Source organism: Paenibacillus sp. FSL K6-1217, assembly GCF_045040735.1.
In the GTDB taxonomy this organism is placed as follows: Bacteria; Bacillota; Bacilli; order Paenibacillales; family Paenibacillaceae; genus Paenibacillus_AQ.
Genome location: NZ_CP150271.1, coordinates 260,264 through 281,437, shown reverse-complemented (window position 1 = coordinate 281,437; position 21,174 = coordinate 260,264). Strand labels below are relative to the sequence as shown.

Below are 21,174 nucleotides of genomic sequence, written 5' to 3'. Positions count from 1 at the left end.
TGGCTCAAGCTATTTCACCATCGCCAGCGCCAGGCCGTCATAGGCAGGCAGCAGCGTGCTGGTCAGGCGGGGATCGCCGGCAATCATCTCATTGAAGCGGCGCATGGCCTGGACTGCCGGTCCGTTCTTCTCCGTATTGAGCGTGCGGCCGCGCAGAAAAATATTGTCCCCGGCAATAATCGCCCCCGGCGAAGCAAGCCGGATCGCATATTCCAGATAATTCGGATAATTCTCCTTATCGGCATCGATGAAGAAGAAATCATACCTGCGCCCCTGTGCTTCGAGCAGCTTCAGGCTGTCCAGTGCGGGGCCGATCCGGTATTCTACCCGGTCTCCGAAGCCCGCCTGCTGCAGATGGCTCTGTGCCAGCTCTGCATATTCGGCCTTAAGCTCCAGAGAGGTCAGCCGGCCTTCCTGCGTGAGTCCCCGGCACAGACAGATTCCACTGTAACCGCCGAGCGCCCCAATCTCCAGCAGGCTTGCCGAGCGGGAGAGGGTCACCAGCATCGTCAGCAATCTGCCGTAGCCCGGGGCAATCGACACCTCCGGCATCCCTTTGGCCACGATGGCTGCTTTGACGTTGAGCAGTAATTCATCTTCTGTATATAACTGTTCACTGTACTCTTCCTGATTCTGCATATGTATTCTCCTCTTGAATGGGTGTGTGCGCCTGCGGACAGGCATTGTGCAGAACTCTTCCTTACCCTATACTGTAAGCTGAACGTTCTACAGGTTCAGGCTAACCACCAGCTACTCTTATTGTACTGGCTATACGTATTTATCCACAAGTTAAACGGAGTTGAGCGCATTTGGGCAAATTACAATTGATCGCCACCGCCCCCATGGGGCTGGAGGCTGTAGTAGCACGCGAATTAAACGAGCTGGGTTATGAGACCACGGTCGAGAACGGGCGGGTCCTGTTCAGCGGGGATTACATCGACATCTGCCGCTGCAATCTGTGGCTGCGTACCTCGGACCGTGTACTGGTTAAGATGGGCCAGTTCCCGGCCCGGACCTTCGACGAGCTGTTCGAAGGAGTGAAGGCGATAAATTGGGAGGACTGGATTCCCGAGAACGGCGAATTCCCGGTAGAGGGCCGTTCACATAAATCTCAGCTGACCAGCGTACCAGCCTGCCAAGGGATTGTGAAGAAAGCCATTGTTGAGAAGCTGAAGCTGTCGTACCACACGGAATGGTTTCCTGAAAATGGCCCCCGGTATGTGGTTGAAGTGATCCTGCTGAATGATATCGCACTGATCACCCTGGATACCACCGGCCCAGCCCTGCACAAGCGCGGCTACCGCCGCCAGGCTACAGAAGCGCCGCTGAAAGAGACCATGGCTGCGGCGCTGATCCAGCTCAGCCGCTGGAACGGCCATCGCCCGCTCTATGATCCCTGCTGCGGATCGGGCACGCTTCTGATCGAAGCTGCGATGATCGCCTGGAATATCGCGCCGGGCCTTCGACGCTCCTTCCCGTCCGAACACTGGCCGGAGATTCCCCGGCGCCTGTGGGATGAAGCCCGCGAGGAAGCCTTCGACGCGGTGCGCGACGATTACCCGCTGCAGCTGACCGGAACGGATATCGATCCGGCTGCGATTGAGATTGCTGAAGCGGCAGCGAAGAGCGCCGGACTCTCCGGCGAGATTACCTTTAAACATATGGCCGCTGCCAAGGCCCGGCCGGAAGGCGAATACGGCTGCATCATCACCAACCCGCCTTACGGTGAGCGGATCAGCAATGACAAGGAAGTGGAGAAGCTGACCCGCCAGTTCGGCGAGATGATGCTCTATCTGCCAACCTGGTCCTTCTTCGCCATCAGCCCGTACAAGGAATTCGAGCAATACTACGGCCGCAAGGCGGACAAGCGCCGCAAGCTCTACAACGGCCGGATCGAATGCCAATACTATCAGTATCTGGGGCCGCTGCCTCCGCGGAAATAGGAGGAGCGGTGTGGGTTAAGCAGTTTTGCAGTTAAGTAACTATCCCTAAAGAGCCTTAAGTCACATGAAGCACTCTGTGCTATGAACTTAAGGCTCTTTGTTCTCGTTAAGCCGCTGATGCTGCATCAATTTCGTACACAGTTGCTCCGCTCACCCTCGCTGTTGCACATTGTATGTTGTTTTCCGCATACATTTGGCTCGCGCACCCCGTAGCTGCACATTGTATGTTGTTTTCGGCATACATTTCCTCCATGCACCCCCGTAGCTGCACATTGTATGTTGTTTTCCGCATACATTTCCTCCATACACCACCGTAGCTGCACATTGTATGTTGTTTTCGGCATACATTTGGCTCGCGCATCCCGTAGCTGCACATTGTATGTTGTTTTTCACATACATTTCCTCCGTGCACCCAGTAGCTGCACATTGTATGTTGTTTTCGGCTTATATTTGCGGGTGGAATCAGATCTTAAACCAGATCTGGACTTTGCAGCGAACCTACATACTCATAGTAAATAATCCGTTGAGATACTCCTCGAGCTACAGGGCGAAATTTACCTTTATCCACCAACATGCGGCTGTACTTAATGACTGTCGCAGTTTGCAGTTCAAGCTCTCTCGCAGCATTCCCCGGACGAAGAACACGATTGTAACGGATGGCTAAGCGCATTAAATCTCGTTCAATTCTGGAATAAGCTTTTTCTGTACTCCGATTTGTAGTTCCAGCCGACAAATAAGGAAACAAAAGGTTCCGTAGTGCGGAAAGGATGAAAGATGGATTATCTTTCATCTCGTCTAGAGAGATGTAGAGCACCACGCAATCTTGTGATTGCAGGAAGAGACCCCGATTCAGGTCCATCCGGTATTTGCTCCGATCCGTGCCATGCGACCCAAAATCCATAATCTCAAACGCAATGCGCGAAGATCCAACCTTCCATAGTAAATCAACAAAATAGGATCTGCCGCGCCAGTCCTTTACTTCGTATTCCGGATGCAGTCCGTGAAAATGTCCGGCAAGCGGCCACCATACACTTTCGACGAATAAGCGGTTCCCGTAGCCATGTCCACGCTTAAGCGCATCTAGCCGCTCCCCCTTTCTTCGTTTGAGATGATTGCTTAACCATTGATCATGCTCTCCAGCAAAGCCCATTTCAGTCCCCCCACTTAGCATTGAAATTAATCTCAGAACGCACAAAACCCCGCCTCCTTCTGAATGGAAGAGAGCGGGGCATTCTTTGCCGCGTTAATTTGTACCTAAAATTAGTGTCCCACTTTTGGGCAACGAATGCAATATAAAGGTAGTACTATAGAGTTACAATTTCCTCCGTTCACGCTCGCATCTGCACATTGTATGTTGTTTTCCGCTTATATTTGCTCCGATACCCCCGCAGTTGTACATTGTATATTGTTTTCCACATACATTTGCCCCGCACACCCCCGCAGCTGCACATTGTATGTTGTTTTCGGCATACATTCGCCCCTCACACCCTCGCAGTTGCACATTGTATGTTGTTTTCCACATACATTTGCTCCGAACACACCACAGTTGCACATTGTATGTTGTTTTCCACATACATTCGCTCCGCTCACTCCTGCAGTTGCACATTATATGTTGTTTTCCACATACATTTGCTCCGAACACACCAAAACAACCCCCGCAAATAACGCGGGGGCTGTACGATGCTGCTGGCGCAGCAGATCTGAATTACTTCTTCTCCACCGGGCGTTTGACGAAAGCTTCCGCCTTGGCCAGCACCTCGTCTTCTGTCGGTCCGCTGATGTAGCGGCCGTTGATGTAGACAAACGGGCGTTTGCCGCATGGTCCGCAGTAGGAGATGCAGCCGGTCTTGATCTCGGCATCCGGTGCCATCTTGAGCAGCTTGGGCACGATGCTTTTCATTTTGATATGATTGCACTCGTCACATAATCTTATATCGTTAGCCATTAGTGATCGCCATGATTTCCTTTAGACGGATTAGTAATCACAAAGCCTTCTTCCGGCAGGTAGAGATAATCGATCTTCACACCGTCCAGCAGCGGCTGGTTCGGATCAAGAATGACATCGATATCCTTGTCGGTGGAGACCACCACATCATTCTCCTTGGGCGTGTCCAGATCCAGTCCGTAGTGGGCATGGTCGCCATGTGCATGTGTAATCGCTACGCGCAGCTTAAGCTCGCTGTTGCCTTCAAGCTCCATGGTTTTCTTTATCACTTTAGCCGCATTGCGGGTAATTTTGACGTTCATTCGTTTCCATCTCCCAGGCCTCTATATTTTAAATACTCAATAATTCATTTTAAGGAATCCGGGAGGATAAAGCAACCATTAGGCGACATCCTTCCACAGCTGAACCGGCAATCGTCGCTAAAATGTCATCTTCCGCTATGCAGCGCAGCGTATTTGCGGTCCATCCGTGTTACGAACCAGCCCATCAGCAGCATCGTTACGCCAATATCGTCAATCGGTACAAACGGCATGATATCGGGCAGCACCCAGTAAAGCAGTGCCGGAATAGTAAACAGCAGCTTGTCGGCCATAGCAACATTAGGCGAAACGATATAATGCCAGGAGCTGCGGAATATATGAGACCATTGTTTGAGCGACAACAGTTTTCTGAATTTCATGAGTTATGCCTCCCTGCGTGATCTGTGTAAGTAGAAAAGGACACCGCCGCTAAGCACCTGTAAAAGGATTGCGGCTGTGCCCTTTGCTGTTATCTTACGCGAATGCGCAGGATTCGTTTCACTTTTAAGTAAAATTTAATCGAATCCTCCCGAACGGAACCAGCCGTTCACTCCGTCACCTTAACATCGTCGATCCGTGCGGTGCTGGAATGCATCCGCAGGCCAATCTTCCCTCCGGCCGGCTGTGCCGCCGTATCCGTCCACTGGAGCAGCTGGACACCTCCGGCGTATGCTGTAACCGTACTGCCGCTGACCGTTACCTTCAGCTCCGTCCACTGGCCGGGCGTAACGAGAGAATTCGTGCTGCTGACCATGGTGAGCGTGCCGGCGGTTTTTTTGAACAGCTCGGCCTTGTCGCCTGCATCATTCAGCCGGAACATATAATAATTGGAAGCGTCCGCATACCGGAACAGCAGGCCTACATTGCCGAAGGCATTCAGCAGCTTGACCCGGGCCGAATACGTATAATCTCTCCAGGAGGCATCGCCTGTGAAGGCAAGCGCTTCGCCAGTCCCGGAGTTCTGTGACAACGCGCGGGTCCCGTCATCGGCCACGCTCCATGCTCCCCCCGAGGTGGTCCAGCCGGAGTAATCATTATCCTCGAAATCCTCCTGGAACAGCACCGCAGGCGGCGTAAGGGTACCCTGGAATTCAAACACCCCGATATCCGGCGCAGCGTTATAGAGCGGATTCCCGTAGTAGTCGAGCCCCCCGTTGTCGGGGACAGATACACCTGCGTTGATCAGCGGAGAGGACGGGAGCAGCTTATAGCCGTCTGCCGAATCGCGTCCGGTTGCCGTGCCTGGGCTGACGAGCCCGGGGTTGCCGGTGATTTTGTAGGGATCGCTTGGGACATTGGCATTCGCCCCGTAGAAGCCGTTATGGCTGTACGTCATTCTTGGACTGTTCGTGTATTGGCCTGCGGCGGTATTATAAAAAATATTATTCGTGTAATTGACCATTCCCGTATTGCTCGCATGAGTCAGCGCCCGGTTCTGCGTGCCGGAACGGTAGATGATATTGTTATAGATTTGCAGGTTTCCCCCGCCGCTCACCAGATGGAACGCCCCGTTGCCGTCCAGATCATTCTGGCTGATGTTATAGCGGAAAATATTATTGTTCGTGTTGTTCATGACGAGCAGCGTGCCGCCCTGATTATTATAGCTGTAATTGTACTGGTAGATGCTGTCATGCACCTCAACGTCGAAGTCCCAGGGCTGGCCGTCCCCCTCCAGCATCCGGGTATCCGAAGCCTCGTTGTACTGGAAAATCGCGCCGGTTGTATAATAAGCCCACTGGGCAGCTACGACAGCAATGTTATCCAGATAGTTCACAACGGCAGAATCGATATCACAAGCTTCACCGATGGACTTCGTCTTGTTGTATTCAATCAGCGGTGACACCCCGGCTCTGACCAGAATGCCGTCACGGTGGATCTTTTCCACGGTATTAGCCCGGATGACTACGCCCCGGAAGGCATCGAACTTATGCGTCCAGGCACTATTCAGAAAAGCATCCGTCATCGTCTGAATCCCCGTGTCCGCCACATTAGTAACGGTATTATTCTCGATCAGGATGCCGTCCCAGGTGCTCTCCGGTGCAGAATTCGCTCCGCGCGCATGAAAGTTGATGCCGCCTGTCCGGCGGTCGGTGCCGAAGATATCGTGGATATCAAGATTACGGATCGTAATATTGCGGAAATCCCCCGCGCCTGCGCCTTCACCGACCACCAGCACTCCGCTTCTGCGCATATCTGTGGCATGCTGCCCGCTCGTGATCTCCAGATTGTTAATCTCCCAATAGGAGACATTGCGCAGCCGGACACCGAAGCCCTCCCCGCCCACGGCTGTGTTGCCGAAGTTGATCAACGGCTTGGCCCCGCTCCCGTAGCGGTCCACGGTAATAAGGTTCCCCTCCGTCCCGGAGCCCTTCAGATCCAGATACTGATCATTCCATACACTGCCTGCCTTCAAAAGAATCCGGTCCCCCGGGCCGAAGGTTACGCTGTTCACCTTGTCCAGCGTCTTCCAGGCTGCCGCCTCACCGGTACCTGAATGGCTGTCGCTGCCTTGGGCAGCATCGACGTAATAAGTGGTTCCGGCGGCCTCAGCCACCGGAGCTGACATGCCTGCAAGCAGACTGAGCAGCAGCAAGCCGATCAGCCCCGGCATGCCGAATCGGCTTAGCCGCCTGCGCGGCCTGCCTTGTCCCGGACGTACAGTTCTCATGCGATACCCTCCTGTTGTCATTCGGATCACGCTCCCGCAGATAATGAATTGTACTTGCTAATTCCCCTCCGTCACTTTTCCCGCTCTGTGTATGTTCAAGTTCAATTTATTACAGTTATAAAGCGGTCATGGCTTCGCCCAGCCAGGCTCCCTGCTGTACCAGTCCTTGCTGAAGCTTGGCGAGGTCAACCTTCCGGCTCTGACTGTCCGCTCCGGCGGCCATCGCTGCCGCCATACCCGCCGCCTGCCCCATCGCGAAGCAGTTGGGCATCACCCGCAGTGAGCCTTGCACCACCCGGTCCGAGGAGGCGGCGCGCCCCGCCACCCACACATTGTCCAGGCCCACCGGCAGCATGCAGCGGTAAGGGACGCCGTGCGACTTCCCGGGCGGAAGATGGTGGATATGCATCGCCCCGCTGCTGCGGGCCATATGAATATCGATGAAGTAGCTGTTACGGGCGATATCATCCGGGAAGGAGGTCATATTCATGAAGTCCTCCTGCGTCAGAATGTAGTCGCCCACAATCCGCCGCGTCTCGCGGATGCCGATCTGTTCGCCGGTGGAGACGAGATGGGCCTGTTCGAATCCGGGCACATAAGCCCTGAAGAATTCCAGCTGGCGGTGAACCAGCTGGCGTCCCTCTATGGCTCCCCGGGTCAGGTCCTCTGCGCGGGAACCGTCAATGCCGAACACATGGCCGAAATTCACACCTACCAGATAATCGGCAATCCAAGCGAGGCCCGATACGGAGTCCCGGCCCTGCGGCAGCTTCCCGTCCGCCTGCGCCTGCTGGACCGCCTGATGAATCTGATCCGTGTCACCGCTTTCATTCCGGTATTCTTCAAAACGCTGCCGGTCCACATTCGCCAGCAGGTAGCACATGGTCGCGGCCTGAAGCTCACCGGATTCTCCGCCCTTATGGAACGGCGCTCCCGCCAGGGCGGCCAGATCGGCGTCCCCGGTCGCATCAATAACGGTGCGGGCGCGGACCAGACTCCGGCCGGACTTGTTGACGATCACCACGCCGTCAATCCTGCTGCCGGTCTCATTCATCACCGTCTGGCTGGCGATGGTATGAAGCAGCACCTCCGCTCCGCTCTCCGTAACCGCCTCGTCATACACACGCTTCAGCACCTCCGGGTCGATGGGCACCCAGTCCAGCTCCGCCCCGAAGCGTTCGCGGAACGCCGGCTCACATTCGGCCTTCATCTGCTCCAGCAGCTCCAGGCCGATACCGCGCACGACGGCCTTCTCGCCGTCGCTGTAAGGACAGAAGGCCGGCACCAGGGCAACGGTGCCCATGCCGCCCAGGAAGCCGCGCTGCTCAATCAGCAGCGTCCGCGCCCCGCTGCGGGCGGCAGCGATCGCCGCTGCCACACCGGCAGGCCCGCCGCCCGCAACCAGCACATCCACCTCGCGGGATACCGCAATCTCCTCCGCAGGCAAGGTAAATACAGTTCTATTCATCGTTGTTCCTCCTTGAAGTTATACTTAGACTCCTCACCATTATAGTGAGACGGAGGCTGCAACAACGTGCAGACTGATTGCCTGTTACGGTGGACAGTTTTGACTTATAGGGCTTCGTGCCGTTCTATTAGAGCATGTATGAAGTTTCGTTCGAAGCGAATATTCAGTGATAGTTGTATTCTGTACATCTAAAAACAAGGAAAAGGAAGAATTTCCTCTTCTAACTGCAGTCTGTACAACTATATCTGTTCGAATGAGGGAGAACCTGGGTAGGAAGGACAATTTAATTGCATGTTTTACAGCTAAATGGATATTCGGTGGTACATCAGAGGATTTAGTTGTACAGAATGCAAGTAAGCGTACCGCCTGCTGCTTATTCGGAACACGAGTCTGGAACACGACAAACCCATAGCATCGCATCGGTTAAATCATTCTCACCAGTCTAAATCTCATGCTCTACTGTTACGGCTTTGCGTCATCCGCTAATGGCTCTCTGCCATCCTCTTCCACCGGCCCGGCCTTGAATTCGCTGGGGTTCCGGCCGCTGTATTTCTTGAAGACCTTGGAGAAGTATGCCCGGTCGGAGAAGCCGAGGGTATAGGCGACATTCTCGACGGTCTCCTGCGGGCGGGCCAGCATCGTGATCGCCATATTCATCTTGTACTGGTTGACGTAATCAGTGAAGTTCACGCCGGACAGCTTCTTGAAGTAGCGGGAGAAGTAACTGGCATTCAGATGCAGATGCTCCGCCATATCGGTGGAGGTCACCATCTCATCCACATGCTCCTCCAGGAACCTGTCCACCGCCTGGAGCCGGACATCCTTCTCCTCGGCGGCTGCCGGAGCCAGCGTATGCTGCCGCCACAGACTCCGCAGCTCCCGCTTGGTCAGGCTGGCCGCCTCCCCGATATGCACCGTCTGCTCCAGCTGCGTGAAGAAGTCCTCCTCGGCCAGCCCGCCGGCCTCAAAGGCCAGCTGGCGCACAAAATTCCCGCAAGCCTCTTTCACCAGCCGCGGCAGCAGCCGCTCCGCCGAAGCCTGCTGTATCCACTGATTCACGGCCAGATCGATCCAGGCGGCATGCTGATCATGAAGCGCCAGGGACAGCATCCCGCGTTCCTTCTCCCCGCGCCGCTCTGCGGTCTGCCCGAAATCCGCGTGCTCTTCAAGCAGAACCACCGGCTGCACCGGCTGGTAGAAGTTATTCTCCCGGCATCCGGTGAGTGTCTTATATAAACCATCGAAGCTGCGGACCGGTGCACAGGACTCCGAATAGAATCCCCGCAGGGTAATCTTCAAATACTGCTCCACCTTATCCAGCACCGCCTGCATGAACTCAGTCAGCCTGTTCTCCGTAACACCGGGGTCCGCTACATTCCAGACCAGATAGATATCGGCATCTCTGCTCATGATCGGTGTAATGGAAGACTCTGCGGCAGACAGCTCCAGTGCAATATTATTCACGGCAAAATGGATAAGCGGAATATCCTGATACCGGTAGCGTTCCGTAACGGAAGCGGCATCCATATGAAGGAACCCGTGGCGCAGATACGGATGCTTCCAGGAGATGCCCAGGCGTTCACCGAACTCCAGGGTGCCCTCCTGACCGGCTGCACCCGACAACAGCTGCTTCAGGAAGCTCTGCTTCAGCACTTCCTTATTACGCTCGATCGCCTGGCGGAAGGAGTAGCGCTCCAGCAGTTCCTCCCGGCTCTTGAAACGGCTCATCGCTTTGGCAAGACTGCCCTTAAGCTGTTCGAGCGACAGTTCATCCTTGATCAGATAATCATCGGCCTCCAATTGGATTGCCCGCTTCGAGTAATGGAAATCCTCATAGCAGGTCAGGAAAATCAGGCGCACCTCCGGCTTCGTGATCCTGAAGGCATCCGCCAGCTCCAGCCCGTCCATCCCCGGCAGGCCGATATCCACAATGACGATATCGGGCAGCACCGCATGGAACTGCTCCAGTGCATCCTCGCTGCTGTACGCCGAAGCTACCAGCTCCAGCTCCAGCCCCAGTGACCCGAGCAGATATTCCACATATTCCAGCATCGGGACATCATCATCGATCAGCATCAGGGTCATCAAGGGGAACCGCCTCCTTCTCCCGGGTCACGGGGATATATAGGGTGAACGTCATGCCATCTTCGTCTTCTCTTGCCTGTGCGCTCAGCCGTGCGCGATATCCGTACAACACCTGTAGACGGCGTGCTGTGTTGACCAGCCCGACCCCTTTTTCCGGCCAAAGCGCCGGGTCTTCACTCCCTTGCAGACGCCGGTTCAGGCGCTGAAGCTTGTCCTCCGGCATCCCCCGGCCGTTATCGCTGATGCTGATCCGCAGCAGATCCGGTTCGAACGCTGCTTCGAGCCGGATCGCCGGATGGTCCGGGCGGGCGGAGAAGCCGTGGCTGATCGCGTTCTCGACAATGGGCTGCAGCAGTAGCCGGGGCAGCAGCACCGCTCCCTCCGCCTCGCCCACCACGCATTCAAACGCAATATCCAGACGGTTGCGGATCTGCATCACCTGTACATAGCTGCCCAGCACCCTGCATTCCTCCGCCAGCTCCAGCGGCTTATCTACATGGACATACACACGCAGCAGCTTCATTAGCGCATCGATCATGGCCCCATGTGCCGGATCACCGCTTAAGAGCAGATCCACCTTGATCGAATTGAGCGTATTCAGCAGGAAATGGGGCCGGATCTGCGCCGCCAGCGCCTGAAGCTCCAGCCGTCTTTTCTCCTCCTGCTCACTCTCGACCTGAAGCAGCAGCCCGTTCATATCCTCCAGCATCTGATTGAAGGCCGCCGACAATACCGCCACCTCATCCTTGCCCTTGACGGGTATCCGCACCGCGCGGTTGCCGCCGACATACTGCTTGACACTGGCCCGCAGCAGGCTGATCGGCTTGTTCATATATCCGGCCCACAGCATGGACAGGACCAGGAACGCCAGGAAGAACAGCCCGATCAGCGAGATGGAGACCATGAACTCCCGGTTGATATGACTGTCGATCGAGCTGCGGGGCGTCTTGCTGGTAAGCAGCCAGCCCACCTTGGGGATACGGACCTCACTGACCAGCAGCGGGCCTTCATCCGCCTGCGCCGCTTCGCCCGTGGCCGCGATGCTCCTCCCCTTCTGGTCAACCAGCGTAAGCCTGCTCACCGCATTGCCCGTGTCAAGCAGGCTGCGGAAGTAATGGCTCGGAATGCCCACGTATAGCGTGGCCAGCTTGTCCTGATTCAGCGGATCGGTAATGAAGCGCACCGCATAATAATAATCCGGTGCTGCAGGAGTACCGCCGTAGGGGAACCATTGCAGCGCGATTTTCTCCGATTCATTCAATTGACCGCTCTCCTCTAGCAGACGCTCCGGCAATACAGAGAACACCGGAATATTCTGGTTGCCGATCAGTATCCGGTTCTCCCGGTTGACCAGCATAATCTGCAGATCGGCATCGAGCGACTGCACCGACAGGATATTGGCCGTGGTCTTGAGCTTGTTGTAATGGGTATACACTCCGTAATTTCCGAAGTTCCCGGTGTGTTTCAGATATCGCAGACTCTCCAGCACGGCCGGATCATAAGCCTCGGAGAAATACACCGAGACAAACGAGATGCTGTCCACCGTTTTCTCCATTTGACTGCCGATGACCTTCAGGGTCTCCTCGTTGGAACGGGCGATTTTCTCACTTACATTCTCCCGCACAGAGGTATACGACCAGAAGGTAACGACAACGAAAGGCAGCAGGATCAGGATCAGGAACGTGTATTGCAGTCTGCGATGGAAGGAAAAACGGCTTAACCATTTCATAAGAATTCCACCCCGTACTGTAATAATGCTTCAACGTCCCTATTATAATCCATAATCACTGCCGCCTTTGCACTTCATCCGTTATTTCTGATTGGCAGAAACTACCTTCTCGACTTCCGCTGTCATCTCACTCTTGACCTCATCGAAGCTGCGGTTATCCAGAATGAAGCTGGCGAAGCCGTTCTCCACAATCGCTTTCAGTTCGCTGCCGTACGGCACGCTGAAGGAGTCAGGCATTTTAATATTCGGATCGAACAGCGTCTTGGAGAGGGAGGCGGTATCGATCAGGTCTGTATTTTCCCCGAAAAAGCTGTTGATCAGCTCCGCTCCGTCCACGCCCTTGAACGAAGGAATCTCCTTGGTGAACTTGTAGGATTCCTTCGACATCCAGCGGATGAAGTCGTACGAGGCTTCCTTGTTCGCTGATTTCGCGCCCATCGCCAGGCCGCCGCCGGAAATATTCGTCATGCCCAGCTCCTTACTGTCCACCGAACGCGGCAGCGGGGCGTACATGCTCTGGAATTCATGCGGGAATTTCTCCAGATTCAGCGCTGCCCGGACAGCATAGCTTGGCACCGCCAGCATACTGGCATTTCCGGCAAAAAACTGCTGCAGCACATGATAGTTCGAGGCCAGCACATCGGCATAAGGCTCAGCGCTCTTATCTTCCTTCTCCATCGCACGGCGGAGGTTGAAGAAGTATTCGAAGGACGGATCGTCAAAAATCGGCTTCAAGTCAGCGCTAAGCTGCGGATGCGGCTTCTCGGTATAGGCGATAATATTCGGATATTCGCCCCAGGTGTGGAAGTAGGTTCCGTAATGCTCGGGGGTGGTCAGCTTCTTGGCATAGTCGCGGAAATCATCCCAGGTCCAGCCCATCTCAGGCAGGGACAGCCCTGCGGCTTCCAGGTGATCCTTGTTGAAGACCGTCAGCCACTGCGTGGAGCTGGGCAGAATGCCGTATACCTTGTCGTCCAGCTTCAGCAGCTTGGAATATTCATCCTCGGGTTTAATACTCTCCTGTTCAAAAAAGGAGTTAAGCGGTTCCACAACTCCCCGCGAAGCGCGCTCCAGCAGCTCATCCTCGTTCCCGGTCATAAAGACATCGACCACTTCGCCGCCTGCTACCAGGATATCCAGCTTCTTCATGAAATCCGTGCTGTCGCTGTTCTGGACCAGGGATTCATATTCCACTTCGACTTTATCTTGAGCTTCGTTGTAAGCCTGCACGGCCTGGTAGATCGGCTCTTCCGGCTTATCGGCCTTGAATGTGTAGAATTTAATCTTCGCTTTGCCTGCGGGCTCTGTTGTACCGCCGCTTCCGGCAGCCGGATCAGCCGAAGACGGTGCATCGGTTGGCGCCGAGGTGTTGCCGTTGCCCCCATTCCCGCCGCATGCGGTGACCGAGAGCATAAGGAGCATACTGGCTAGCATTAATGAATATTTCTTCACTGGAATTCCCCCTTGATTGGTTTGCTGCAGGCTCATTATACAATCTAAGCCCCGCGCACACCGTGTACAGCTATGCGGTGTACGCGTACACTTTTTTGACCTTTATCCTTTGACCCCGCCGATGGCAATTCCGTTGATGACCTGCTTCTGGAGGACCAGGAACAGCACGAGCAACGGCAGGATCGCGGCAACGGAGGCCATCATCATGACAGAGATCTGTGTGCCGAATTCCTCCTTGAAGAACTGCATCCCCAGCGGAATGGTGTACAGCTTGGTCGAATTCAGCATGATCAGCGGCCCCTGGTAATCATTCCAGGTCCAGATGAACTTGATAATCCCGACTGTTGCCAGAATCGGGCGGCTCAGCGGCAGCGCTACGCTCCAGAAGATCCGGAAGAACCCGGCGCCGTCCAGCTCAGCCGCTTCCAGCATATCATTATGAATCCCGATCATGAACTGCCGCAGCAGGAAGGTGAAGTAACTGGAGAACATTCCCATCAGGATCAGCGCAGCATGGGAGTCGTAGAGACCCAGCTCCTTAACCATAATATAACGCGGAACCAGCGTCGCCTGCTCGGGAATCATCATGAACGCCAGCATCAGGGTGAAGACCAGGGTCCGGCCCTTGAAATCCAGCTTGGCGAGCGCATAACCGGCCATTGCCGAGATGACGATCGTAGCGAGCGTTGAGATCAGGGCTATTTTCAGCGAATTCATATAGAATAATCCAAACGCCACATCGCCCATCCACACCGCCTTGAAGTTGGCGACCAGATTCCAGTCGGTGGGAATCCACTGTATCGGGAAGGTCCAGACCTCCTTCTCCGTCTTCGAGGCGGCCGACAGCATCCACACCAGCGGCATCAGGAAGAACACTGAGACCAGGGCGAACAGGAGCGTGAAGATCAGATTGCCGGGCTTAAGTTTTTTCATTGTCATTGCCTTTCGTTCCTTTCGCCGTAGACTAGTAATGGACTTTGCGGTTCTGCGTCATCCAGGTAATGGAGGTGACCAGCATAATGATGAGGAACAGCACCCAGGACATCGCCGAGGCGTAGCCCATTTTGAAGCGCTCGAACCCTTCCTCATAAATCTGGTACACGATAACGGTACTGGAATAGTTGGGACCGCCGCTGGTCAGGAACTTGATCATGTCGAAGATTTTGAAGGAGGAAATGGTGCTCGTAATCGCCAGGAAAAAGGTGGTCGGCCCCAGCAGCGGCAGCGTAATCCGCCGGAACTGTCCGATCCCGCTCGCCCCGTCAATCGTAGCCGCTTCATATAACTCTTCGGGAATATTCGTCATCCCCGCCAGGAAAATGATAATCTGATAGCCCAGCAGCTGCCAGACGTAGATAATCATAATCGCAATCAGCGAGAAGCTGGTATCGACCAGCCAGCGCGGCGGTTCGGTTACCCCAAGCTGCATCAGGATCTGATTAACCGGCCCCTTGGACGGATGATAGAGCGCCTGCCAGACAGCGGCAATTGCTACCGTGGAACAGATATACGGCACAAAAAAAGCGACCTTGAAAAACGTCTTAGCATACAGCTTCTTATGGATCAGCGCCGACAGTACTACCCCCAGCAGCATCGTGACCGGCACCGTGCCTACTGTAAAGAGTACATTATTCTTCAGGGCCAGCAGGAAGCGGTTGTCCCTGAACAGCTCAATGAAGTTATCCAGACCGACAAAATGGATGGCTGACAACCCGCCGACCAGGTTCCATTCCGTCAGGCTGAGGAACAGGCTGAACAGCAGCGGGAAAACGGCGATGACCAGCATCCCGATCACTTCAGGCGCGATAAACAGCCATCCGGCAAGCTGCTCCCGCCGTTTGCGCGTCCAGTAGGTTCCGCTGGCAGGCTTGGCCGTCTTCCGGGTAACGGCAGATTCACTCATCGCGTTCCCACCTCTGCTGCTGCTCCGCAGGAGGCGGTCAGCGGGCTTTTACCACTAACTAACATATACATATTGTGTTCCATCTCGCCCTCACTTTCCCGGCAGACGCCCCGCCTGTGCTGTGGCCTGGGCCGTCTGCCGCTCTTCTATACGCTAATTTTAGCAAGAGACCCGGAGGAGTACGGTATAGCTTTCATACGGGTTGATGTGTATTATTTTGACTCTGTGGGATGGCGCGGGTGGGAGTATAGGCTGGACAGGCCGGGTAAGGGCGTGAAGGGTATGGGGGCGTGAGGAGATGGGAAGAGATCGGAAGAAGGGTTGGCTGGTCGGTTCGCGGCCGGGGAGCGGGCAAGTGGGGATTGACGATGATGGGGATTAACGATGGGGCTAGTGAGGGCTGGTTGACGAATGATGGAATAATCGGAATATTACAATGGGCGCTGGTGATGACTGGCTGACGGGTGGTGAAATGATGAGGATTGACTATGAGTGCTGGTGAGTGGATCGCTTGCAGTTGATAGCAGGGAGTTGGGCTAATAATGGGAGTGTGGTAACAAACTTTAGGGTTGGACAGCCTACGCTCAGCAGATTCGGAGGGATTTATACACTACATTTGCTCATGGGCCGACTCTTGGGAAATCAGGTGCACTTATACACTTCATTTGGCACATCCACCCACATTTGCTGAAATCGGGTGCACTTTTACACTTCATTTGGCCCATTCGCCGACTTTTGCTGAAATCAGGTGCACTTTTACACTTCATATGGCCCATTCGCCGACTTTTGCTGAAATCAGGTGCACTTCTGCACCTCATTCCACGCAAAAAAAGGACACAGCCGCATAGCATCAGTTGGTCAGGATTGCGGCCGTCCCCTTTGCTGTTATCTTACGCAAATTTGCAGAATTGTTTCATTGTTATTTCAAATTTGATAGAATCGCACTGAGAATCAGGCCGGTGTCCAGCGCCATATCCTCGAAATCAGCCACAGGCAGCGGATTCTTGCCCATTCCCAGCTCCACTGTGAAGCCCGGCTTGCGGAAGCGCTCAATGAACCAGTCCTTGTAACCGGCATCGCTGCCGGTCAGCTCAACCGCCCGGTAGCCGCTGGCCGCCGCCAGCCGGGCCGCCCAATCCCGGCTCTCCGGCGGCTCGTAGCCCCGGTAGTTCCAGTAGATCTCAGCCCCCTGGCTGTGCAGCGATACGGCGGCATCACCCGGAACTCGCTCGGCCAGCGCGGCCAGCGCCGCCGCCTCCGGTTCACTGAGCGGCGCAGGGCCGCTGTAATCCCGCGGGGCCGGTCCGGGAACGAGCCGACGCTTGCGTTCCTCCTCCCAGTGCGCGGGGAACTGGTCTCCGAGATCGACGCCGCGGATGTTCGCCTTCCAGTGCCGGAAGCTGCGCCTGCCGCTGTTCCACCTCATCAGCTCCGCATAATAAGGATGGTCCGGCATCGCCCCTTCCTGCACCAGCTCGACGCCGTCGGGATTCGCCATCGGCACGGCCCAGAGCGTCCAGTCCCGGTGCCAGTCCGCAGGCTTGCGCCCGTGCCAGTCCGCACCCGCCGCGTAGGCAGCCGCATATTCTTCAAGGAAGCGCATCAGACACGGGGCCGTCAGCCATTCGTTGGCATGCAGCGCGGCATTGACATGCAAATGGCGCGGGCCGCTGCCGATCCGCAGCAGGCGGAGCGGCTTGCCTAGCACACTGTGCCCTATCAGTTCACTGCTGACACAAGAATAGCGGGCCGCAAGTCTTGCCGCATCCGCATCCACCTCAGCCGGTCCGTATTCCCCGTGCAGATAAACCTTTGTCCCCCGGGTGGCCGCCGGAATCACTAGCACCTTGCCCGGCAGGCAGATACGTCCCGAGCTTACCCCGGGATTCAGCATCTCCAGCTCATCTACTCCAACCCCGAACAAGGACGCAATGCTCTGCGCATCGTCCCCCGCCTGCACCGCATACCGTTTGCGCGGGGCAGACGGCAGGAACAGCACCTGCCCCGGATATAAATACGGCTGGCTGCCAGCCCATGGATTCCCCTGTATGACATGCTCCGGTGTCAATCCGTGTCTTGCGGCGATACGGCTTACGGTATCTCCCCTGCGGGCAATGTATTGCTGCATAGGTCTCATCCTCCCGGCCCTCTTGTGCCGTTGTCCCTTACACCCTGCGCGAAGACAGGCGGGACCCGGCCCTCAACCCTAGTATATGAGCGGCGGCAGCGGGTCATGTGGAATTGTAATGAACCGGCATTGTGCAGAACTCTCCATGGAGCATCCGGCAAAAAAAGACCGGGAAGCCCTCCCGGTCTCATCCTCCGGACATTCCCAGCAAGGGGTTTGTCCCTATTCAATTCACCGCTGTAACTCTGCAAGCTACATCGAAGATACCTGCCAGACTACAGGTGTCCGGCTGATCTGCTCGCCCAGCCAGTCCCGGGCGATCCGCTGGAAGATCTCTGCATCTCCGCTGCAGAAGAACTGGTGGATCGGACTCTCGTCCCCGCGCGCCAGCTGGCCTTTATCATAGAGAATCGTGCTGATCTCCCGCGCCGTCTCATCCGCCGAGCTGATCAGCTTGACGCCGGGTCCCATCACCTTGCCGATAGGCTCCACCAGGAACGGATAATGAGTGCAGCCGAGGATCAGCGTATCAATCGGCTCGTACTTGATGCCGTTCAGTGATTCGGCCACCGCCAGATGGCTCTCCTCCGAGCGGAATAACCCCTGCTCTACGTAGGGTACAAGCGCCGGGCAGGCTTGGCTGACCACCTGCACAAAGGGGGACAGCTGCTTCAGCGCCGCCGTATAGGCACCGCTTGTAATCGTACCGATAGTTCCGATCACACCGACCTGTCCGCTCTTGGATGCGCTGATTGCAGCGCGGGCACCGGGGTGGATGACTCCGATCACAGGAATGGCTACCTTGGCGGAGATATAATCAAGCGCTGCCGCTGTTGCCGTGTTGCAAGCAATGACGATCATTTTAGGATTGAATTGAATTAAGTAGTCCACGATTTGTTCAGTGAACAATTTCACTTCCTCAGTGGAACGGGGTCCGTACGGGGCTCTTGCCGTATCGCCGAAATAGATGATTTTCTCCCGGGGGAGCTGACGCATCACTTCCTTGACAACGGTCAATCCTCCTACGCCTGAGTCTAATATTGCTATTGCCTGCTGCACGAACACACCGCATCCTTTAACTCGTTTTGTGTAGCTTATGTAAGGCTGGAATAATGTGTACCAGAATTTCAGCCCCAATTGCAGATAATACTCCATTTAACGGTTCAGTTCAAGTAGGGGAGTTAGCAGAGCTGATATCTTGTCCATCCGAAGACTGCCGCCACAGCAAAAGCCGCCTCCCGCCTATACAGCGGAAAACGGCTCCAACCCTCATCCATACAGCTTAGCTTAGGACAGCTTCCCTGCGTTCTTGCCATCCTCAAGCGCTTCAGCTACGGCAGCATCTGTACCGGTCACAGCCTCGATCTCAGCCTCTACCACTGCCGACTCTTCAGCGGCCTCATATGCAGCCACCTCGTCACGTACGGCTTCCACTGCATCTGTAACTTCCACCGCCTGCTCAGCAATGCCGCTTACGGTAGCCACATCTGCTTCTTCCACGGCATCCTTGACCGATTTGCTCCATTCCTTGACCTCGCTCACCACCGAGACTACAGCGTCTTTGGCCTTACCATAGATCTCTGTAGTCTTCTCACTGGCCTGACCGGCAATCACCTGCACCTTATCCACAGCTTCGGTGGTTCCTTCAGCAATATCCTTACGCAGCTCCTTACCCGGCTTGGGAGCGAACAGCAGCGCTGTCACCGATCCCACAATGCTGCCGGCAAGTACGCCCCAGAGTAAGCTTTTGTTATCTTTTTTCATCATCCATCTCTCCTTTGGGTTGTATGTGCCTCTGCCCGGCCACCCGGGCGATCGCCTATTTCTGCTATATCATAAGCATGGAGAGGATGTCCTGTGACTGTTCAGCCCTTGATTTCCGAAGTTTTCTCCCGGGGACTCGGGGTGATGGCGTACCGGCAGCATTGACCGCCTTCCGCCATACATTCACTGCGGGTCACCTTCGCCTCAAGCAGCTCCTCGAACAAATGCTGCTCGCACTGACAAGCCTTCCGGTACTGGGTAGCCACCTGACGGATGGGACAATTATACTCCCGCAGTGTGTAAGAGCCGTCCTCTTCCTTGCTCCATTCCGCCATATATCCCCCGGCATTCTGAATCGTTGACAGCTCGGCAACCCGCTGCTCCAGATCACGGTTCTGCATCACCTTGCTGTACTGGGCAAGCATCCGCCGCTTGCGGCCTTCAAACAGCGTATTGACCGCCTCCACCCCGCTCCCGTGGTCCAGCTCCCGCAGCAGCTCCAGCGCCAGATTGTGATAGCTTTTGGGAAAATGATCCTCCGCCCGCTCGGTAAGCGAATACACATGTATCGGACGTCCCATGGCCTGGCGCACGACCTTAGTCTTGGCTAGCGACTCCTGCTCCAGCTGAAGCACATGGCGGCGGACACCCATCTCGGTAATTCCCAATTCCTCGGCAAGCGCGCTGATCGTCAGCGGACCTCTCATCTTCAGCAGCGTCATGATCATCCGCCGGGTTGAACCGCTCTCCTGACTTTTCTTCGCCATAGAGGACCTCCTTTCTGTCTGACTGCATACGGTCCCGGCTTCAGTTAGCCCGTGACTTCACTGCCCAGCTCCTGGTCCAGATATCTGCGCACCTCGCAGGCAAACTTCTCCAGCGTATCCGGCAGCGTCAGGGTCATCGGGTGCAGCTTTCTGCGTTCCCACACGAAATAATCCTGAACCAGCGGCTTGCGCAGTGCGACCAGCGAAGTCAGATCACCATAGATCCCGCTGTCTCCCAGTACCTTTTCCTCATGAATAATGGATATAATATCTTCGTAGCTTCCGGCATCACGCATAATGAACCCGTCAATCAGACAGCTGCCCACATCCGTAACAACCTCAACGGCCAGATGAAGGCACCGTTCCTGCACCAGACCCAGCATTGTACTGCCGTCCCAGGAAGAAGCTGCATGCGCTAGACCTTCATTAAGATCAGGGATCTGTTCGAGAATGACTTCTATTTGCTTCCGGTTGACATAATACACAGCTGACCCTCCACCCTGCGGTATTTAGTGATCTTGCCCGGCATGACCTGCCGTTATTTCCCCCGCCTGCCCCGGCGCTTCAGCCAGAACACCATCACGACACACGCCGCCATAAAAACAATCAGATACGTCAATGCTTCCATCGGATATTCAAGCTCGCGCATTCCGCTCACCGCTTTCCGTGCTTATTGGGTTCCAGCCTTGCAAGTAGGTACAGTCTCAGATCTCGTAATCGACCGCTACCGACAGCTCCTTGACCTCGTTGATATGTGCAATAACTTCCTTATGGGCCGGATGCACCTGATAAGCCTGCAGCTCCTCCATCGAAGCCACAACGGTCACCAGGGCAATATCGAACGAACGCTCCGAGTGAATCAGATCGGCCCCGACTTCAATGGACAATAGCTGCGGAATTCTTCCTTCCATATTACGGAGCACTGCAACAGTCTCTGCGACCTTGTCCGGGGACCGGTCCTTTAATTTGAAGAATACAATATGCTTGATCATCGATCCCGCTCCCTGCATGATTAATGTGTAA

The 21,174-nt window shown here is 55.3% G+C and carries 20 protein-coding genes; 2 read left to right on the top strand and 18 right to left on the bottom strand.

What is annotated here, in order from left to right:
- Positions 1-9: 9 nt before the first annotated feature.
- Positions 10-639: an O-methyltransferase gene (locus MHH28_RS01170; protein ID WP_405110659.1), complete on the bottom strand. Its 630-nt coding sequence runs from the start codon at positions 637-639 to the stop codon at positions 10-12.
- 170 nt (positions 640-809) lie between these two features.
- On the opposite strand from MHH28_RS01170, the gene MHH28_RS01165 reads away from it, so the two are divergent.
- Positions 810-1,943, top strand: coding sequence for a class I SAM-dependent RNA methyltransferase (locus tag MHH28_RS01165; protein WP_405110657.1), 1,134 nt, complete (start codon positions 810-812; stop codon positions 1,941-1,943).
- Between the two features lie 469 nt (positions 1,944-2,412).
- Here the strand turns inward: MHH28_RS01165 and MHH28_RS01160 are convergent, their stop codons facing one another.
- From MHH28_RS01160 to MHH28_RS01110, 11 genes are all read right to left on the bottom strand, one after another.
- On the bottom strand, positions 2,413-3,093 hold the full coding sequence (locus tag MHH28_RS01160) for a hypothetical protein (RefSeq protein WP_405110654.1): 681 nt from the start codon (positions 3,091-3,093) through the stop codon (positions 2,413-2,415).
- 555 nt (positions 3,094-3,648) lie between these two features.
- Positions 3,649-3,888: a DUF1450 domain-containing protein gene (locus MHH28_RS01155; RefSeq protein WP_036725257.1), complete on the bottom strand. Its 240-nt coding sequence runs from the start codon at positions 3,886-3,888 to the stop codon at positions 3,649-3,651.
- Positions 3,888-4,190, bottom strand: a complete 303-nt coding sequence (locus MHH28_RS01150; RefSeq protein WP_036702251.1) for an iron-sulfur cluster assembly accessory protein — start codon at positions 4,188-4,190, stop codon at positions 3,888-3,890. The genes MHH28_RS01155 and MHH28_RS01150 overlap by 1 nt, the downstream gene beginning before the upstream one ends.
- A 125-nt stretch (positions 4,191-4,315) precedes the next feature.
- Positions 4,316-4,567 (bottom strand): hypothetical protein, encoded by a 252-nt coding sequence (locus MHH28_RS01145; protein ID WP_405110650.1) that lies wholly within the window; start codon positions 4,565-4,567, stop codon positions 4,316-4,318.
- A gap of 167 nt (positions 4,568-4,734) precedes the next feature.
- Positions 4,735-6,855, bottom strand: a complete 2,121-nt coding sequence (locus tag MHH28_RS01140) for a family 16 glycoside hydrolase (RefSeq protein ID WP_405110648.1) — start codon at positions 6,853-6,855, stop codon at positions 4,735-4,737.
- A gap of 115 nt (positions 6,856-6,970) precedes the next feature.
- Positions 6,971-8,323: an FAD-dependent oxidoreductase gene (locus MHH28_RS01135; RefSeq protein ID WP_405110646.1), complete on the bottom strand. Its 1,353-nt coding sequence runs from the start codon at positions 8,321-8,323 to the stop codon at positions 6,971-6,973.
- Positions 8,324-8,785: 462 nt separating this feature from the next.
- Positions 8,786-10,408: a helix-turn-helix domain-containing protein gene (locus tag MHH28_RS01130; RefSeq protein WP_405116775.1), complete on the bottom strand. Its 1,623-nt coding sequence runs from the start codon at positions 10,406-10,408 to the stop codon at positions 8,786-8,788.
- Entirely contained in the window at positions 10,386-12,137 is a 1,752-nt protein-coding gene (locus MHH28_RS01125) for a sensor histidine kinase (RefSeq protein WP_405110644.1), read from the bottom strand. The genes MHH28_RS01130 and MHH28_RS01125 overlap by 23 nt, the downstream gene beginning before the upstream one ends.
- An 81-nt stretch (positions 12,138-12,218) precedes the next feature.
- Complete coding sequence (locus MHH28_RS01120) at positions 12,219-13,589, bottom strand: ABC transporter substrate-binding protein (RefSeq protein WP_405110641.1); 1,371 nt, start codon at positions 13,587-13,589, stop codon at positions 12,219-12,221.
- A gap of 102 nt (positions 13,590-13,691) precedes the next feature.
- Entirely contained in the window at positions 13,692-14,528 is an 837-nt protein-coding gene (locus MHH28_RS01115) for a carbohydrate ABC transporter permease (RefSeq protein ID WP_405110638.1), read from the bottom strand.
- A 25-nt stretch (positions 14,529-14,553) separates the two neighbouring features.
- The gene (locus MHH28_RS01110) at positions 14,554-15,492 is read right to left on the bottom strand and encodes a carbohydrate ABC transporter permease (RefSeq protein WP_405110635.1); all 939 of its coding nucleotides are present in this window, start codon (positions 15,490-15,492) and stop codon (positions 14,554-14,556) included.
- Between the two features lie 290 nt (positions 15,493-15,782).
- Between MHH28_RS01110 and MHH28_RS01105 the strand changes: the two genes are divergently transcribed.
- Positions 15,783-15,953, top strand: a complete 171-nt coding sequence (locus tag MHH28_RS01105) for a hypothetical protein (RefSeq protein WP_405110633.1) — start codon at positions 15,783-15,785, stop codon at positions 15,951-15,953.
- 458 nt (positions 15,954-16,411) lie between these two features.
- Here MHH28_RS01105 and MHH28_RS01100 read toward each other — a convergent pair whose 3' ends face one another.
- The 6 genes from MHH28_RS01100 to MHH28_RS01075 all read right to left on the bottom strand — a co-directional run bounded on the left by MHH28_RS01100 (position 16,412) and on the right by MHH28_RS01075 (position 21,143).
- Positions 16,412-17,620 carry a M14 family zinc carboxypeptidase gene (locus tag MHH28_RS01100; protein WP_405110630.1) on the bottom strand — a complete coding sequence of 403 codons (1,209 nt, stop codon included), beginning with the start codon at positions 17,618-17,620 and terminating at the stop codon, positions 16,412-16,414.
- A gap of 252 nt (positions 17,621-17,872) precedes the next feature.
- On the bottom strand, positions 17,873-18,679 hold the full coding sequence (gene racE / locus MHH28_RS01095; RefSeq protein WP_405110627.1) for a glutamate racemase: 807 nt from the start codon (positions 18,677-18,679) through the stop codon (positions 17,873-17,875).
- 228 nt (positions 18,680-18,907) lie between these two features.
- The gene (locus MHH28_RS01090; protein WP_405110624.1) at positions 18,908-19,387 is read right to left on the bottom strand and encodes a YtxH domain-containing protein; all 480 of its coding nucleotides are present in this window, start codon (positions 19,385-19,387) and stop codon (positions 18,908-18,910) included.
- Between the two features lie 98 nt (positions 19,388-19,485).
- The gene (locus tag MHH28_RS01085) at positions 19,486-20,151 is read right to left on the bottom strand and encodes a helix-turn-helix transcriptional regulator (RefSeq protein ID WP_405110621.1); all 666 of its coding nucleotides are present in this window, start codon (positions 20,149-20,151) and stop codon (positions 19,486-19,488) included.
- A gap of 44 nt (positions 20,152-20,195) precedes the next feature.
- Positions 20,196-20,636, bottom strand: coding sequence for a DUF86 domain-containing protein (locus MHH28_RS01080; protein WP_405110618.1), 441 nt, complete (start codon positions 20,634-20,636; stop codon positions 20,196-20,198).
- 219 nt (positions 20,637-20,855) lie between these two features.
- Positions 20,856-21,143 (bottom strand): Dabb family protein, encoded by a 288-nt coding sequence (locus MHH28_RS01075; RefSeq protein ID WP_405110616.1) that lies wholly within the window; start codon positions 21,141-21,143, stop codon positions 20,856-20,858.
- Positions 21,144-21,174: the final 31 nt, after the last annotated feature.

Bases quoted from the DNA above. Each gene is read 5' to 3' on its own strand.
- MHH28_RS01075 (WP_405110616.1), bottom strand. From the start codon at position 21,143: ATGATCAAGCATATTGTATTCTTCAAATTAAAGGACCGGTCCCCGGAC.
- MHH28_RS01110 (WP_405110635.1), bottom strand. From the start codon at position 15,492: ATGAGTGAATCTGCCGTTACCCGGAAGACGGCCAAGCCTGCCAGCGGA.
- MHH28_RS01155 (WP_036725257.1), bottom strand. From the start codon at position 3,888: ATGGCTAACGATATAAGATTATGTGACGAGTGCAATCATATCAAAATG.
- MHH28_RS01125 (WP_405110644.1), bottom strand. From the start codon at position 12,137: ATGAAATGGTTAAGCCGTTTTTCCTTCCATCGCAGACTGCAATACACG.
- MHH28_RS01160 (WP_405110654.1), bottom strand. From the start codon at position 3,093: ATGGGCTTTGCTGGAGAGCATGATCAATGGTTAAGCAATCATCTCAAA.
- MHH28_RS01100 (WP_405110630.1), bottom strand. From the start codon at position 17,620: ATGCAGCAATACATTGCCCGCAGGGGAGATACCGTAAGCCGTATCGCC.
- MHH28_RS01135 (WP_405110646.1), bottom strand. From the start codon at position 8,323: ATGAATAGAACTGTATTTACCTTGCCTGCGGAGGAGATTGCGGTATCC.
- MHH28_RS01085 (WP_405110621.1), bottom strand. From the start codon at position 20,151: ATGGCGAAGAAAAGTCAGGAGAGCGGTTCAACCCGGCGGATGATCATG.
- MHH28_RS01150 (WP_036702251.1), bottom strand. From the start codon at position 4,190: ATGAACGTCAAAATTACCCGCAATGCGGCTAAAGTGATAAAGAAAACC.
- MHH28_RS01140 (WP_405110648.1), bottom strand. From the start codon at position 6,855: ATGAGAACTGTACGTCCGGGACAAGGCAGGCCGCGCAGGCGGCTAAGC.
- MHH28_RS01145 (WP_405110650.1), bottom strand. From the start codon at position 4,567: ATGAAATTCAGAAAACTGTTGTCGCTCAAACAATGGTCTCATATATTC.
- MHH28_RS01170 (WP_405110659.1), bottom strand. From the start codon at position 639: ATGCAGAATCAGGAAGAGTACAGTGAACAGTTATATACAGAAGATGAA.
- MHH28_RS01090 (WP_405110624.1), bottom strand. From the start codon at position 19,387: ATGATGAAAAAAGATAACAAAAGCTTACTCTGGGGCGTACTTGCCGGC.
- MHH28_RS01130 (WP_405116775.1), bottom strand. From the start codon at position 10,408: ATGACCCTGATGCTGATCGATGATGATGTCCCGATGCTGGAATATGTG.
- MHH28_RS01115 (WP_405110638.1), bottom strand. From the start codon at position 14,528: ATGACAATGAAAAAACTTAAGCCCGGCAATCTGATCTTCACGCTCCTG.